The organism is Pseudomonas sp. SWRI111 (genome assembly GCF_014268555.1).
In the GTDB taxonomy this organism is placed as follows: domain Bacteria; phylum Pseudomonadota; class Gammaproteobacteria; order Pseudomonadales; family Pseudomonadaceae; genus Aquipseudomonas; species Aquipseudomonas hamedanensis.
In genome coordinates this window covers 23,470-36,220 of record NZ_JABWQQ010000012.1, presented here as the reverse complement: position 1 = coordinate 36,220, position 12,751 = coordinate 23,470, and the positions used below count along the sequence as shown (strand labels likewise).

The following is a 12,751-nucleotide window of genomic DNA, read 5'->3' as shown; positions in this document are numbered from 1 at the left end:
ATCAAGCAACACAAAACTCAGGTCGGGCAAGTGTCCTTGCCATTATCCAGCCCCTGCTTGTAGCTATGGCTCTGCAAGCTGGCCTTGCCGTTGTGCCACTTCAGCGTCAGCACGTACAGCGAGTCGAAGTCGCTGCCTGCCCAGTCTTCGGTGATGCTCTGTTTTTTGCCGACCGCGTTGCCCGCCACCTTGTTGATCAGCTCCGGCAGATAGCCATGGGACCACGCGGTGTAGATCGTCGAGTTGTGGTATTTCTCATCCAGCAGTTCGCGGGCCAGATCGCTGGTGTCGTTGGCGGAAAACTCGATGTTCACCGGCAGGCCGAGCTTGATCGCGGCCGGGCTGATGGTCATCAGCGGGCGGATGTAGCTGTAGGAATTGTCCAGCTCACCTTCCTCGACATTGCGCGTCGGGTTGGCGGCGAACACGTAGTCGGCCTTGCCGAATTTTTCCGGCAGCAGCGTCGACAAGTCGATCGCACGGTTCAGGCCCTGACAGTTGAGCTGGCCGAGGCCGCCTTCGGGTTTTTCCGCATGGCGCAGGAACACCAGCGTCTGCGTGCCGTCCGCCGGTTGCGCGCGGCTTTCACTTGATTCGAGTGACAAAAACAGCGCACTGACTGCCAGCAGGGAGGGCAGGGCCACGTACGCGCGATGTTTGAAGCGATTGGCGAAACGCATAAGGTTCGTCATGAAATAAAGGGTTCTTCAGCAAATCGGTTAAGGCTGACAAACCTTGGCACCGCGGGCTCCCAGCACCGGGTGTTTCCCTGTCGTGAACAGCTTCCTCTGCGAAAAAGGCATAGCTCAGAGTCTCCTGAGGGCCATTTGGTTCGATCGTGCAAGTGCGCAGCACTCTAACGGCAACCTTCAACGGCTTGGGGGTAAGTTAGCGACTGGATGTTACGGTTCGTGTAGGCGCTGCAGCAGGCCTACATTATGATCGGCTTTCAATTTGTGACTGGATGCTTCCAATGACCGATCTGTCTGCATTCCCGATTACCCAGAAATGGCCGGCGCAGTACCCGGACTGGATTCAGCTCTACTCCCTGCCGACGCCCAACGGCGTCAAAGTGTCGATCATGCTCGAAGAAATCGGCTTGCCGTACGAGCCGCACCGCATCGGCTTTGACACCCACGACCAGACGTCGCCGGAGTTTCTTTCGCTGAACCCGAACAACAAGATCCCGGCAATCCTTGATCCGCACGGCCCGGAAGACCAGCCGCTGCCGTTGTTCGAATCCGGCGCGATCCTGATCTATCTGGCCGACAAGAGTGGCCAGTTGCTCGCTCAGGAAGGTGCGTTGCGCTACGAGACCATTCAATGGCTGATGTGGCAGATGGGTGGCGTTGGCCCGATGTTCGGCCAGCTGGGTTTCTTCAACAAATTCGCTGGCAAGGATTACGAAGACAAGCGTCCGCGTGACCGCTATGTCGAGGAGAGCAAGCGCCTGCTCAACGTGCTCAACACGCGCCTCGATGGCCGCGACTGGATCATGGGCGAGCGTTACACCATCGCCGATATCGCCACGTTCCCGTGGGTGCGCAACCTGATCGGGTTCTATGAGGCCGGCGATCTGGTCGGCATTCAGAACTTCCCCAATGTCACGCGGGTGCTGGAGCGCTTTCTCGCTCGGCCCGCAGTTATTCGCGGCCTGACCATCCCGTCCTGACTCAACACATTCCCCTTGTAGGAGTGAGCCTACTCGCGATAACGGTGTGTCAGATGTGAATTTATCAACTGACACACCGTTAGCGCGAGCAGGCTCACTCCTACAGGAGATTTATGATGGTCCGCAGATTATTGCAGGCTCAGTAACGCTCTGTTGATTGATCCAGGTTTGTCCCTCGCCCGCCGCAAGGCATAAGCTTCACCCCCTACGACTTTCGTCTCATCCGCTGTTTTCAGGAAAGGCCCCATGTCCAGTCAGTTCCCCGAAGCACGTCCCCGCCGTCTGCGCCGCAATGCGAGCCTGCGCACTTTGTTCCAGGAAACCGAATTCAGTCTGAACGATCTGGTACTGCCGATCTTCGTTGAGGAAGACATCGACGATTTTGTGCCGATCACCAGCATGCCCGGCGTGCAGCGCATTCCCGAGCGCAAACTGGCCAGCGAGATCGAGCGCTATGCCCGCGCCGGTATCAAATCGGTGATGACCTTCGGCGTGTCCCATCACCTGGATAGCAATGGCAGCGATACCTGGCGCGAAGACGGCCTGGTCTCGCGCATGTCGCGCATCGCCAAGGACGCCGTGCCGGAGATGATCGTGATGTCCGACACCTGCTTCTGCGAGTACACCGATCACGGCCACTGTGGTGTGATGCACAACCACGAAGTCGACAACGACCAGACCCTGATCAACCTCGGCAAACAAGCCGTCGCTGCGGCCAGCGCCGGCGCTGACGTGATTGCACCGTCGGCGGCGATGGACGGTCAGGTGCGGGCGATCCGCCAGGCGCTGGACGCCGCCGGGTTCACGCAGATTCCGATCATGGCCTACTCGACCAAATTCGCCTCGGCACTGTATGGGCCGTTCCGCGAGGCTGGTGGCAGTGCGTTGAAGGGCGACCGCAAAAGTTACCAGATGAACCCGATGAACCGCCGCGAAGCCCTGCGCGAATCGCTGCTGGATGAGCAGGAAGGCGCCGATGCGCTGATGGTCAAGCCGGCCGGTGCGTACCTGGACATCATCCGCGACATCCGTGAAGCGTCGAACCTGCCGCTGGCGGCGTATCAGGTCAGCGGCGAATACGCGATGATCAAGTTCGGTGCCCAGGCCGGGGCGATCGATGAGGATCGCGTGGTGCGCGAGAGCCTGGGCGCGATCAAGCGGGCGGGCGCGGATTTGATTTTTACCTACTTTGCGATGGACCTGGCGCTGGCGGGGATCTAAACCTCAACACAAATCCAAACTGTAGGAGTGAGCCTGCTCGCGATAGCGGTGTGTCAGTCGACAAATTCATGTCGGGTAAACCGCCATCGCGAGCAGGCTCACTCCTACATTTGGGGTTGTGGAGTGTCAGTTGAAGTAGGGCCGGATCCCGTGATCGCGCAAGTAGCGCTCTATCACTTTCGGGTCGGCGCTGTTCTCGGCAATCGCCACATAAGTGTCCGGGCGCAGCAAGTAAAAGCCGTTGCGCCCCAGACCCGCCGTTTCAAACGCCGGGCGCCAGTCGAACACATGCAGCGGCAGATGGTGTTCATGGCACCAGGCAATCATCTCGTCACTGGTATCGCCGTACACGTGCACTTGCCAGCACGGCTGTCTTAGCGGTTCATAGTTATCGCCTTCACCATCATGTGCCCACGGCAAGCGGTCGCCGCCGTGCACATGGCCGGCTTCGCCCTGGCTGAGCGGCATGCCGCGGTAGTTGAGGGTGACTTGCGAAACCGTACGGAAAAGGAACTCGCGGCTGGCCTCGAACGCGGCCATTTTCGGGATCAGAAACGGCGCCACGCGCATGCGCAACATATCTGCCATGCGGCCCTCGGCGGTGACAAAACTGAAGACTTTGTCGGTGGTCGACACCAGTCGGCGGGCGAAGGCGATGCGTTCGGTTTCGTAGCTGTCGAGTAGCTTGGGCTCAGCGCCACCGCCGAGCACGGCGGCGAGTTTCCAGGCCAGATTGATCGCATCGCCGATGCCGGTGTTCATGCCCTGGCCGCCGGCAGGGCTGTGCACATGGGCGGCATCACCGAGCAGAAAGGCGCGGCCGCTGCGAAAATGCTCGGCCACGCGGTGATGCACGCGATAGGTGGAAAACCAGTGAACGTCTTCGATGTGTAGCTTCAGGTGCTCGATGGCGCGACGGCTGACATCGGAAAACGCCAGGGTGTCGGCGCGCTCGGCACGTTCGTCACGCACGGTGCCGATCAGCCGTGCGCGGCCTCCACCGGACAGCGGAAACACTGCCAGGAAATCCGCTTCGTCGAGATCCAGATGCAGCTCGCCGTTCATCGCCGGGCCGCTGGCGCGTACATCCGCGACATAGAAGACTTGCTGATACGTGCCGCCGGGAAAACCGCTATCAAGGGTTTTGCGCACCACCGAACGGGCGCCGTCGCAACCGGCCAGATAACAGGCCTGACAGACTTGCTGCTCGCCATCGGGCAGACGCAGATGTGCGGTGAGACCGTCGGCGTTCTCTACGAAGCTTTCCAGCGAAGTATTGCGTTCGACGTTGACGCCATAGTCTTCCAGACGATCGAGCAACAGCCGTTCGTGCTCGTCCTGCGGGAAGATTTCGACGAAGGCGTAGGGCGTCAGGCCTTCGCCGATGCGCTTGAGCGGCAATTGCGCGACGGGTTTGCCGTTGACCCAGAAATTCGCCGCCGCGATTTGATGGCCGCGACGCACGATGGTGTCGGCCAGGTCCAGTTGGCGATACAGCTCCAGCGTGCGCGCCTGCACGGCCAGGGCGCGGGAGGTGGTGCCAGGCGCCGAGGTCTTGTCGATGATGCGCACGCGCACGCCCAGTTTGCTCAGCCACAGGGCCAGCACCAGCCCGGTCGGGCCGGCGCCGATGATCAGGACGTCGCTGCGGTTCATGGGGCTGCCCTCCTGTTGCTGTGCAACAAGTATGGATCAGATGTAGAGGGTAGTCAGTTCCGGCCCCTTCGCGAGCAGGCTCGCTCCCACATTGGCACGCATTCCAATGTGGGAGCGGGCTTGCTCGCGAAGAGGCCCGATCCAGCACCGCAAAAACAAAAAGGCTCCGCAGCCATCACGCTGCGGAGCCTTTTTCACAGGATACGGTCGCTTAGAAGTCAATAGTCCCCGACAACTTCGCCACCCGCGGTTCACCCTGGGTCAAATACCCACCCTGAGCCGACTCCCAGTAGCGCTTGTTCGCCAGGTTTTCCACGCCCAGACGCACGGTAACGTCCTTCTGCGACACCTTGAACGCGTACCGCGCGCCCGCATCGAAACGGTTCCAGGTCGGCAAGCTGAGGTTGTTCGCCGCGTCGGCATATTGCCCGCCGGTGCGCAGCATCCGCGCGTTCAGCGCTACGCCTTGCAGGCCGGGCACGTCCCAATCGGCACCGGCATTGAACTGGAAGGTCGGCACACCAATGGCGCGGTTGCCGTCGTTGGCGCCGTTGAGGGTATTTTTCAGTTCGGTGTCCATCAGGGTCAGGCCGCTGATCAGGCGCAGGCCTTCGAGCGGCTCGCCGAACACGTTCATTTCTACGCCTTTGTTGATCTGTTCGCCTTCACGCACATAGGTGCAAGTGGCCGGGCCGTTGATCTCGCAGTAGCCATCGCTTGGCTGCTCGATGCGGTACACGCCCAGGCTGGCCCCGTAAGTGCCCATGTCGACTTTCACGCCCAGTTCGGTCTGCTTGGAGCGCGCCGGTGCGTAGACTTCGTTGCCATTGGTGACGCGAAAGCCGCCGGAGCTGGTCGGCGAGGTCGGACCCTGCGCCAGGCCTTCGATGTGGTTGGCATAGAGCGAAACATGCTCCCACGGCTTGAACACGATGCCGTACACCGGCGTGGTGATCGCTTCGTCGTAGCTCGACTTGCGCCCGCCGCTGCCCCAACTGGCGTAGTTGTAGCCTTGCACGACCATCTGCTGACGACGCAGGCCGGCGGTAACCAGCAGGCGATCATCGAAGAAACCAAGGGTGTCGGAGATCGCCACGCTGCGGTTGAAGGTTTTGCCGACGATGCCCGGGTCATTGAGATCGCCCCCGGCAAAATTGCCGACCGGCGCCGGGGTTTGTACCGGGTGATCGATGTTGTTCGGGTAGCGGGTCAGGTCGAAATCATAGGCGCTGCGCTGCTCGGCCCAGATCCCGGTGAGGCCGACATTGAGCTTGTGGCTGACAGGACCGGTGTTGAATTTGCCATTGAACCCGGCCATGACGCTGGTGTTGTCCTCGTCATGGGGCACAAACGAGCCGGTGGTGAACGACGCACCGCTGTTGCCGACCAGCGTGGTCGAGTTGTAGCGGCCGACTTCGCGGGTGTGCTTGGCGCCACCGGCCGCGTAGGCCGTCCAGTTGTCGTTCAGATCGTATTCGGCGCGAAGCATGCCGAAGGTGTCTTCGATATCGGTGTAGCCCCACTTCGGCGCGTAGTTGGTGTCGGCCGACGGCGCGTCCGGCAGGTGCGTGGCGGTGCCGAGGTTGACCGAACTGCGGCCGCCGTTGACGCGTTCTTTCTGGTAAGCGAAGTCGCCGGAAAGGCGCAGCGCATCGCCGCGGTAATCGAGGCCGATGGCGAAGAGCTTCGAGCGCTGGTTTTCGTGGTCGATGGCGGTATCGCCTTCGCGTTGGGACAGGTTGATGCGCGCGCCAAACCGGTTGTCCTCACCGAAACGCTGGCCGATGTCCAGGTGCTGGCCGACGCGGCCTTCACTGCTGATGTCGGTGGTGAAGCGGCGCAGCGGTTCGTCGCCGGCACGTTTGGGTTGCAGGTTGACGCCGCCACCGATGCCCGAACCGGTCGGGGTCACGCCGTTGATAAAGGCGTTGGGGCCTTTGAACACTTCCACGCGCTCCAGGGCGTCGGTGGAAATGATCTGCCGTGGCAGCACGCCGTACAGGCCGTTATAGGAAATATCATCGCCATTGAGCGGCAGGCCGCGAATCATGAAGACCTGCGCCTGGTTGGAGAACCCCGAGGCCTGACGCACCGATGCATCGTTGAGCAGCACGTCAGCGACGTCTTCGGCCTGTTGATCCTGGATCAATTGCTCGGTATACGACGCAGCGCTGAAGGGCACGTCCATCATGTCCTGATTGCCCAGCACGCCCAACTGGCCGCCGCGGGCGACCTGACCGCCAGCGTAGACCGGGGGCAGGGCGTTGGGTGTCGGGGCCTGGGCGTTGATGTTGACGTCGTCCAGCACCAGCTCTTTGCGGTTTTCTTCAGCGGCGTGAGCGGTGAAGGGCAGGGAGCACAGCAGGGCAAGCAATGTCGGGCGCAAGGGGGCGCCGAGTCGAGCTGAAGCGGGCATGTCGATTACCTGGAGGCGCGCGGCCGGTTGGAAAAATAAGGACAGCGCGCAACTCCTTGCGCAAATACGACTCCAGGCGCGAATGATAGGTTTTCGCAGTAACGTTTTGCAATCAGATTGTGACCAGCCTGGAAGGCTCTATGGCGGGTTCTGTGGCAAGGGAGCTTGCTCCCGCTCGGGCTGTGAAGCGGAGCGAATCCTGTCATCGCGGTGCAGCAGATAACCGGGGGGCCGGGTTTGCGACGGCTGCGCCGCCGAGCGGGAGCAAGCTCCCTCGCCACAGGGATTGGAGCGGGAGCAAGCCCTCGCCACAGGGGGGCGCGCAAGCCGAGGGAACAGGCGTTCGACATCGCAGTCCTAGCCTGCGCCATCCGCTGAACGTATGGTGAGCGCGGCACAACGGACTGGAAGGAACAACATGCACACCCCAAGATTGATCATTGCCCTCGGCGCCTTGCTGCTGCTCGCCGGTTGCGCCAGCCAGCGCAGCCACGAACCGGCGCCGCGCCCACCGGCTGAAGTGAAGGCTGAAATCGTTCGTCTGCTGCCGGCGAAAACCGCCGACCGCCAGGGCTGGGCCACGGATATCTACGCCGCGTTTGCCGCGCAGGGCATCAGCACCACCACGCAGAATATTTGCTCGGTACTGGCCGTGGCAGAACAGGAATCCACCTTCCAGGCCGATCCGGCGGTGCCCGGTCTGGGCAAGATCGCCCGCGACGAAATCAACCGTCGCGCGGCCAAGGTGCACATCCCCAGCCTGTTGGTCAGCGGCGCTTTGCAAGTGCGCTCGCCCAATGGCAAGACTTACAGCGAACGCCTGAACTCAGCACGTAGCGAAAAGGAGTTGAGCGCCATTTTCGACGACTTCATCGGCATGGTGCCGATGGGCCGTACGTTGTTCGGTGGCTTCAACCCGGTGCACACCGGCGGACCGATGCAGGTCAGCATTGAATTTGCCGAAGAACACGCCAAGGACTACCCGTACCCGGTGGACGGCACGATTCGCCGCGAAGTGTTCAGCCGTCGCGGTGGCATGTACTTCGGCATCGCCCATTTGCTCGGTTACCCGGTGAATTACCGCGAGCCGCTGTATCGCTTCGCCGATTTCAACGCCGGCTGGTACGCCAGCCGCAACGCCGCGTTTCAGAACGCGGTCAGCCGCGCTTCCGGCATTCCGTTGACCCTGGACGGCGATTTGATTCGTTACGATTCAATCATGCCCGGCAGCACCGAACTGGCAGTGCGCACCCTCGGCAAGTCACTGGGCATGCGCAACCCGACGATTCGCGATCAACTGGAGAAGGGCAAAACGCTGGAGTTCGAAGAGACCAAGCTCTATCAGCGCGTATTCGAACTGGCGGAGCGAGCCGAAGGCAAGCCGTTACCGCGCGCGGTATTGCCGGGAATCGTGCTGCAGAGCCCGAAAATCACCCGAAAACTCACGACAGCGTGGTTCGCCAAACGCGTGGACGAGCGCTACAAGCGGTGCATGGCCAAGGCCGGCTGATCCTGCGGACATAAAAAACCCGGCTGCGGGAGCCGGGTTTCTCTGGGGTGTTGCGCTTGCAATCATGCATCAGACTACGCGGCGTTCGATCAGACGATCCGAACCGCCTTCAGCCACGCGGCGTTCGATCAGACGATCCGAACCACCTTCGGCCACGCGACGTTCGATCAGACGATCCGAACCGCCTTCAGCTACGCGGCGCTCGATCAGACGATCCGAGCCACCTTCAGCCACGCGGCGTTCAATCAGACGATCCGAGCCACCCTCGGCCACGCGGCGTTCGATCAGACGATCCGAACCACCTTCAGCCAGACGGCTTTCGATCAGCTTGTCCGAGCCGCCTTCGGCGACCAGCGTGTGCGCCGGGGTGGCGGCAAAAGCGTTAACTGCGAAAACCGAAAAAGCGATGCTGAGAAGGGTTTGGCGTTTCATGATCGTGTGCTCCAGGGGGTGTTGTTGGTTTGTCTGGAGCCGATGTTACGCCGCGCAATTTTTATGAGAACTTCATTGCCATGATGGTGAACATCGACGGCGATGATGGTTGCTGGCAACCGTGTGTTAGAGCCTCAGAGGACTTTTACTGCGCGCCCGATCGCCTGAATCGGTCCGGTCGGTTTGCCGATTGGCGAGCCATTGGCGCCTTCCAGCGTCAGCTCAAACAATTGATTCGGTTGCAACGGCGGTAACTTGTCCAGCGGCACCGACAAGGCCTGCCCCGGTTTGACCAGCCCCAATGACACCGGTCCCGACCAGCCGTCAGCCTTGGTCCAGAATTCCAGCGCCTTGTCCGCCGGCACCTCGACCACCCCCAGCGGAATCAACTGGATCTCGCGCGTATTGCTCGCCTGAATCACCCAACCCGGCGCCTTGTCCTGCGGCGCGACCAACACCACCAGATAACTCGGTTTCGGCGTGGTCTGGGTCAGCAGGATCGTGCCGAGAATCAAGGTCGCGGTCAGACCGGCAGCACTCAAGCCGCGCCACAGCGGCAGCAGGTTCCACCACGAAGTCAGCGGTTCTTTAACCGTCAGCCGTTCGAGACTGCGCTCGATGCGCGGCCACAGCTGCGCCGACGGTTGCTGAGGTTCGGCCAGATCGGTCAACTCCAGCAGGCGCCGTTCCCAGGCATCCACTGCCGCACGCAGTTCGGGCTCATTGGGCAAACGGCGTTGCACCTCGACCCGCTGCTCGAACGACAACGTGCCGAGCACATATTCGCCAGCCAGTTCATCCCGTTCCTGCGCTGATTCGCTGGTCATCCCATGCACTCCCGCAAGGCGTTGAGGCTGCGCTTGATCCACGCTTTGACGGTGCCCAGCGGCGTGTCGAGGCGTGCGGAAATCTGCGCGTGGCTGTAACCGTCGACGTAAGCGTGAAGGATGCAAGTGCGTCGTTGCGGTTCCAGTTGCTCCAGACAGCGATGAATGCGCGCCGAATGGGCGTCGAAGGCCTCGTCAGGCGCCGCTGCTTCATGTTCTTCGCGCAGCGGCATTTCCCGAGCCTGATTGCGCAGCTGGTTCAAGGCCAGGTGCCGGGTCACGCTGAACATCCAGCCCCGCGCCGAACCGCGCGCGGGGTCGAACCCGGCGGCACCGTTCCAGATCTTGATGAAGGCTTCCTGCACGATGTCCTCCGCCAGCGCCGTATCGCGCACCAGCCGCCTGGCCACACCGAGCAGCCGCGCACCTTCCTGCACATACAAATCGCGCAGGGCCGCACGCTCGCCCCGGGCACAGGCTTTGAGGCGGGCTTCGTAATCGAACGTGGAATCGGGTAAGGGCATGGCGTGCAATTTAGCTCACATTCTTCAAAACCACACAGTTCCCCTTGTAGGAGTGAGCCTGCTCGCGATAGCGGTGTGTCAGCCGACATATTGTTCACTGACACACCGCCATCGCGAGCAGGCTCACTCCTACAGGGGATTTGCCGTGTGCCCGAAGGTCAGTTCGCCGCCCAGAAAATATAATCGGCCTGATACTTCACCACTTCCTGCTTGCCCTTGTTCGCCACCGTGCATTCGCTGGCCGGGGCCACGCCGCCCTTGAGCGCGACGCGCTGGATGTAACTCACCCCGCTCATCGCACCTTTGCCCTCGGCCGGGTTGGCCTTGACCAACTGGTAGGGCAGGTTGCCGGGCGTCGACGGTGCCACGGCCAATTGCGTGCCGGTGACTTTCGAACCGTCTTTGGCCTGCCAGGTGGCGGGCGGGCCGAAGTAGGTGCCGATCTGCTTGCCGCTGCGATCATTGAGCACCGCTTTGGGGCCGACAAACGTCCACTCGGTCTGCCCGGCGGCATTGGGCTTGTCGCGGCATTCGTACGTGATCTCGCCGACCCCGGTGGTTTCCAGCGCAACCTTGTGCCCGTCCGGCACCTTGATCGCGTCGGGATAACTGCTTTGCGCAAACGTCGTCGAGGTCATGGCGAGCAAACCGGTGAGGCCAATCAGCTGGGTGATGTTCATCCGATGTTTCTCCAAAAAAGGCTAGATCACTGACAGCCCGGGAGTGGGCTGTTACAGGGACTACCCGTGGCGGAGGCGATTGGATGCAGGGCCGGAAAAATATTTCTCGACCACCCCGATCACCCTGTAGGAGTGAGCCTGCTCGCGATAGCGTCGTGTCAGCCAGCATTTATGTCACAGGCATACCGCTATCGCGAGCAGGCTCACTCCTACAAGGGGTTGTGTGTGGCTTGAGGCCCGAGGCGTTGAGCAGTTCCTGGGTGTAGGGATGTTGTGGCGCAGCAAAAATTTCCCGCGACGAACCCTGCTCAACCACCTTGCCATCCTTGATCACCAGCAAGTCATGCGCCAGCGCATGCACCACCGCCAAGTCATGGCTGATGAACAAATAGGTCAGCCCATGCTTGATCTGCAATTGCCGCAGCAACTCCACCACCTGTTTCTGCACCGTGCGATCCAGCGCCGAAGTCGGTTCGTCGAGCAGGATCAGCGAAGGTTCCAGCACCAGCGCGCGGGCGATGGAAATGCGCTGGCGCTGGCCGCCGGAAAACTCGTGGGGATAACGATGGCGGCTCTGCGGATCGAGACCGACTTCGCCGAGCACGCGAATCACCGCCGCCTCACGCTCGGCCTCGCTGCCGATGCCATGGGTCAGCAAACCTTCGGCGATGATCTGCTGCACCGACATGCGCGGGCTGAGGCTGCCGAACGGGTCCTGAAACACCACTTGAATCTGCCGCCGCAACGGGCGCATCAGACGCTGATTAAGCAGGCTCAACTGCTTGTTGCCGAAGCGGATATTGCCCTGCGATTCGACCAGTCGCAGGATCGCCTGACCCAGCGTCGACTTGCCCGAGCCGGACTCGCCAACGATGCCCAGCGTCTTGCCGCGTTGCAGGGTGAAACTGACACCGTCCACGGCTTTGATGTAATCCTGTTGGCGGCTGAACAGATTTTTCGGCAATGGAAACCATACCTTCAAATCATCGACTTCCAGCAGGTTGTGATCGTACTCACTGGGTACCGGCGCGCCGCTCGGTTCAGCCTCGATCAACAAGCGGCTGTAGGGGTGTTGCGGCGCTCGGAACAGCGTCTCGCAATCGGCCTGTTCAACGATTTCGCCTTGACGCATCACGCACACGCGCTGAGCGATTCGCCGCACCAGATTAAGGTCGTGGCTGATCAGCAACAGCGACATCCCAAGGCGTTGCTGCAGCTCGATCAGCAGTTCGAGAATTTTCTGCTGCACCGTCACGTCCAGCGCCGTGGTCGGCTCATCGGCAATCAACAGTTCCGGCTCGTTGGCCAACGCCATGGCGATCATCACCCGTTGTCGCTGGCCGCCGGAGAGTTGATGGGGATAGGCTTTGAGTCGCTGCAACGGCTGGCGAATACCAACCAGTTCCAGCAGCTCCAGCGTCCGCGCGCGGGCAGCGCGGCCCTTCAGGCCCTTGTGAATCTCCAGCACTTCGCTGACTTGTTTTTCCACCGTGTGCAGCGGATTCAGCGAGGTCATCGGCTCCTGGAAAATCATCGCAATGCGGTTGCCACGCAAGCCGCGCATTTGCTGTTCGCTGGCGTGCAGCAAGTCGACCCCGTTGTAGCGGATTGCGCCGCTGCTGCTAACGCTGTTGCCTGGCAGCAGACGCAGGATCGAGTGCGCCGTCACCGACTTGCCCGAACCGGACTCGCCGACCAGCGCCAGGCACTCGCCACGGCGAATGTCGAGGTTCAAACCGTGGACCACTGCCTGCCCGGCGAAGGCCACACGCAGGTCGCGAATTTCGATCAGATTGTCGTTCATCTCAGCTCC

11 protein-coding genes are annotated in these 12,751 nt (G+C 61.4%); 3 read left to right on the top strand and 8 right to left on the bottom strand.

Going from position 1 to position 12,751, the window contains the following annotated elements; genetic code table 11:
* Nucleotides 1-17: 17 nt before the first annotated feature.
* Entirely contained in the window at nt 18-692 is a 675-nt protein-coding gene (locus HU755_RS15340; protein WP_186623145.1) for a histidine phosphatase family protein, read from the bottom strand.
* 281 nt (nt 693-973) lie between these two features.
* Between HU755_RS15340 and HU755_RS15335 the strand changes: the two genes are divergently transcribed.
* Nucleotides 974-1,672 (top strand): glutathione binding-like protein, encoded by a 699-nt coding sequence (locus HU755_RS15335; protein ID WP_186634062.1) that lies wholly within the window; start codon nt 974-976, stop codon nt 1,670-1,672.
* A gap of 246 nt (nt 1,673-1,918) precedes the next feature.
* Nucleotides 1,919-2,893 carry a porphobilinogen synthase gene (hemB, locus tag HU755_RS15330; RefSeq protein ID WP_186634059.1) on the top strand — a complete coding sequence of 325 codons (975 nt, stop codon included), beginning with the start codon at nt 1,919-1,921 and terminating at the stop codon, nt 2,891-2,893.
* A 126-nt stretch (nt 2,894-3,019) separates the two neighbouring features.
* Here the strand turns inward: hemB and HU755_RS15325 are convergent, their stop codons facing one another.
* Together HU755_RS15325 and HU755_RS15320 are read right to left on the bottom strand one after the other, a co-directional pair.
* Nucleotides 3,020-4,549 carry an FAD-dependent oxidoreductase gene (locus tag HU755_RS15325; RefSeq protein ID WP_186634056.1) on the bottom strand — a complete coding sequence of 510 codons (1,530 nt, stop codon included), beginning with the start codon at nt 4,547-4,549 and terminating at the stop codon, nt 3,020-3,022.
* 211 nt (nt 4,550-4,760) lie between these two features.
* On the bottom strand, nt 4,761-6,965 hold the full coding sequence (locus HU755_RS15320) for a TonB-dependent siderophore receptor (RefSeq protein WP_186634053.1): 2,205 nt from the start codon (nt 6,963-6,965) through the stop codon (nt 4,761-4,763).
* 418 nt (nt 6,966-7,383) lie between these two features.
* Here HU755_RS15320 and HU755_RS15315 point away from each other — a divergent pair, with 418 nt between their 5' ends.
* Nucleotides 7,384-8,475: a DUF1615 domain-containing protein gene (locus tag HU755_RS15315; protein ID WP_186634051.1), complete on the top strand. Its 1,092-nt coding sequence runs from the start codon at nt 7,384-7,386 to the stop codon at nt 8,473-8,475.
* A 69-nt stretch (nt 8,476-8,544) separates the two neighbouring features.
* Here the strand turns inward: HU755_RS15315 and HU755_RS15310 are convergent, their stop codons facing one another.
* From HU755_RS15310 to HU755_RS15290, 5 genes are all read right to left on the bottom strand, one after another.
* Nucleotides 8,545-8,907: a hypothetical protein gene (locus HU755_RS15310; protein WP_186634048.1), complete on the bottom strand. Its 363-nt coding sequence runs from the start codon at nt 8,905-8,907 to the stop codon at nt 8,545-8,547.
* Nucleotides 8,908-9,041: 134 nt separating this feature from the next.
* The gene (locus tag HU755_RS15305) at nt 9,042-9,734 is read right to left on the bottom strand and encodes an anti-sigma factor (RefSeq protein ID WP_186634045.1); all 693 of its coding nucleotides are present in this window, start codon (nt 9,732-9,734) and stop codon (nt 9,042-9,044) included.
* The gene (locus HU755_RS15300; protein ID WP_186634042.1) at nt 9,731-10,258 is read right to left on the bottom strand and encodes a sigma-70 family RNA polymerase sigma factor; all 528 of its coding nucleotides are present in this window, start codon (nt 10,256-10,258) and stop codon (nt 9,731-9,733) included. The genes HU755_RS15305 and HU755_RS15300 overlap by 4 nt, the downstream gene beginning before the upstream one ends.
* Nucleotides 10,259-10,416: 158 nt before the next feature.
* Nucleotides 10,417-10,938 (bottom strand): DUF3455 domain-containing protein, encoded by a 522-nt coding sequence (locus tag HU755_RS15295; RefSeq protein ID WP_186634040.1) that lies wholly within the window; start codon nt 10,936-10,938, stop codon nt 10,417-10,419.
* 169 nt (nt 10,939-11,107) lie between these two features.
* Nucleotides 11,108-12,742 carry an ABC transporter ATP-binding protein gene (locus tag HU755_RS15290; protein ID WP_186634037.1) on the bottom strand — a complete coding sequence of 545 codons (1,635 nt, stop codon included), beginning with the start codon at nt 12,740-12,742 and terminating at the stop codon, nt 11,108-11,110.
* Nucleotides 12,743-12,751 lie beyond the last annotated feature (9 nt).

Bases quoted from the DNA above. Each gene is read 5' to 3' on its own strand.
- HU755_RS15340 (WP_186623145.1), bottom strand. From the start codon at position 692: ATGACGAACCTTATGCGTTTCGCCAATCGCTTCAAACATCGCGCGTAC.
- HU755_RS15335 (WP_186634062.1), top strand. From the start codon at position 974: ATGACCGATCTGTCTGCATTCCCGATTACCCAGAAATGGCCGGCGCAG.
- hemB (WP_186634059.1), top strand. From the start codon at position 1,919: ATGTCCAGTCAGTTCCCCGAAGCACGTCCCCGCCGTCTGCGCCGCAAT.
- HU755_RS15325 (WP_186634056.1), bottom strand. From the start codon at position 4,549: ATGAACCGCAGCGACGTCCTGATCATCGGCGCCGGCCCGACCGGGCTG.
- HU755_RS15320 (WP_186634053.1), bottom strand. From the start codon at position 6,965: ATGCCCGCTTCAGCTCGACTCGGCGCCCCCTTGCGCCCGACATTGCTT.
- HU755_RS15315 (WP_186634051.1), top strand. From the start codon at position 7,384: ATGCACACCCCAAGATTGATCATTGCCCTCGGCGCCTTGCTGCTGCTC.
- HU755_RS15310 (WP_186634048.1), bottom strand. From the start codon at position 8,907: ATGAAACGCCAAACCCTTCTCAGCATCGCTTTTTCGGTTTTCGCAGTT.
- HU755_RS15305 (WP_186634045.1), bottom strand. From the start codon at position 9,734: ATGACCAGCGAATCAGCGCAGGAACGGGATGAACTGGCTGGCGAATAT.
- HU755_RS15300 (WP_186634042.1), bottom strand. From the start codon at position 10,258: ATGCCCTTACCCGATTCCACGTTCGATTACGAAGCCCGCCTCAAAGCC.
- HU755_RS15295 (WP_186634040.1), bottom strand. From the start codon at position 10,938: ATGAACATCACCCAGCTGATTGGCCTCACCGGTTTGCTCGCCATGACC.
- HU755_RS15290 (WP_186634037.1), bottom strand. From the start codon at position 12,742: ATGAACGACAATCTGATCGAAATTCGCGACCTGCGTGTGGCCTTCGCC.